Consider the following 1,910-nt stretch of genomic DNA (forward strand, 5'->3'; position numbering starts at 1 on the left):
TTAGCTGCAACTTATTTTCTTTTTGTGTTGGGGTGGAGTGGGAGGGATATGACGTGAATCTTTCAAGGGTGAAAGGATTAATTAAAAACAATTGATGCAGCTGATGGGCTTATGGAGAAACTTTATCCTGAGGGAGTATGAAAGCCCATGTACTGCCACCGACAGTGAACGCTACACGGCATTTGTAACCTTTGAAAATAATCGATTGTAAAAAATGCTGTGTAGTGGTGGACTTTTGTATTCCAATTTAATAATGGGGTGGGAGCGTGGGTGGATTTGGTACTGATTTGTTGCGTTGGTTGAGCGATGTCTCAAATCAGAGGCCAAAGCCAGAAGCGAGGGCTGGGTGGGCTTGTACTCAGCTTCTGTGGTTTTGGTTCTCGTACGGTACGCCGCCCGCTCCTCTCGAACTGTTCTCGACTACCGCTCGAACTGACAAGGGAAAAACCACAGATGCTGTGACCGATAGTGAACGCCATGCTCTTGTCTTTCTAGAGTTTTATTTAAGATAAAGTATGTTTGACAAGTGCATGGTGGTGTTCTTAAAACCGATTTGGCTTAGGGATAGTAGCGGTTAGCCCACAGCTGGAGAAGCCGCGAGGACTATGAGCGGATAGCCCGACCCCATTAAAAGTGTTTAGGGTATTGCCGCTGCAATTTCTTCATTAGCACTTTTAATGGGGGAAGCTCCTTATTGAGTTATTGGTGAATTGGGTACTGGTTGACAGGTTATTGGTATACCGGTTAGTAGTTACTGGGAGTTTTCATACCTAACTTTTTAGTTGTCGAAATGGGGAGTTCGGCATATTGATAGAATTTACATACATTTGTGTATTATAAATACTAAAGAATATGATTGCTGAGAGGTTCAAAGCCATAATGGATCATTATGGGCTATCGGCTGCTGAGATGGCTAGAGCGGTAGGAGAAAGCAGGCCAGAAAAGGTACTGAATATTATCCACGGGAAGAATAAGCCGACCTACTCAACTTTAGAACTATTCATCAAAGCTTATCCAGATATTAATGCAAATTATCTCTTTGGTACCGAAGATAATATGCTTAGAAGCTTGAAACATGATAAGGCTGGTATTAGAGAAGCCATTGGGATTTTGGAAGGGTATTTAGGCCCCCCTAGCCCCCCGGTGGGGGGAAAATGAAAAGATAAATAAACTTTACATATTTATGGTTTTACATGATTGTGTTTTTATGTAAATATGTATTTATGTAAGATTCAAATAGTCGTTTATCGGATTTAAAATATTAAAGCACATGCAAAATATAGAAGCACAATGGAGGAGAAACTTTGCTAAATCGGAACTTGTGATAGGAGGGAGGTTTCAACCGTTAAGGGCTAAGGCACTGCTTTATGGAGATAAGAATGAAAGCCATAGCGTATTTCAAAAGGGTTATAAAAAGTTTTATGAATCACATCAGTTTCCAAAAACAGATAATTCCGTCTGGTATTTAATTCAATTTTTAGGGAAAATTGGTATTCAAATCAAGTTTGATTATTTGAATAAATTTATTCTGCAGGAACCCGAAAACTATTTAGAGATTAAAAAACGAATTTTCTTCCTGTTAAAATCATTCTCTGATGCGGATGAACAATTAGACGTAAATGATCCCTTTACTAATAATAGAGGGGATATTTACTACTTTCTAAAAATAGCTACCCCTAAGTTCAATCAAGAGACTATCTTTCAAAAAGTAAGATACCGATTAAACAAAATGTTTAGGTTGACCTAAGAAACTAGTCAAAAGCGACACCCACCTAACCTAAAAAAAATGTTTCTCGGTTTAAGATATTCAACCGGAAACCTATACAAACTAAGCTGCAGTATAATGACGATTTTTGAGGCGATAAATGAAAAGCATAATAAGGTTATGCTGGCCATGAACATCATTAACC

2 protein-coding genes are annotated in these 1,910 nt (G+C 38.6%); both read left to right on the forward strand.

The features are described from left to right. The first annotated feature begins 852 nt into the window (after positions 1 to 852). Positions 853 to 1,158, forward strand: coding sequence for a helix-turn-helix domain-containing protein (locus tag EGI31_RS15070; RefSeq protein WP_255037994.1), 306 nt, complete (start codon positions 853 to 855; stop codon positions 1,156 to 1,158). 112 nt (positions 1,159 to 1,270) lie between these two features. Continuing rightward, positions 1,271 to 1,747 (forward strand): hypothetical protein, encoded by a 477-nt coding sequence (locus EGI31_RS15075; RefSeq protein ID WP_255037995.1) that lies wholly within the window; start codon positions 1,271 to 1,273, stop codon positions 1,745 to 1,747. Positions 1,748 to 1,910: the final 163 nt, after the last annotated feature.

The sequence above is a fragment of the Lacihabitans soyangensis genome, from assembly GCF_024343775.1.
In the GTDB taxonomy this organism is placed as follows: Bacteria; Bacteroidota; Bacteroidia; order Cytophagales; family Spirosomataceae; genus Leadbetterella; species Leadbetterella soyangensis.

What these genes read in the sequence shown, in the direction of transcription:
- EGI31_RS15075 (WP_255037995.1), top strand. Translation starts at nt 1,271, where the DNA reads ATGCAAAATATAGAAGCACAATGGAGGAGAAACTTTGCTAAATCGGAA.
- EGI31_RS15070 (WP_255037994.1), top strand. Translation starts at nt 853, where the DNA reads ATGATTGCTGAGAGGTTCAAAGCCATAATGGATCATTATGGGCTATCG.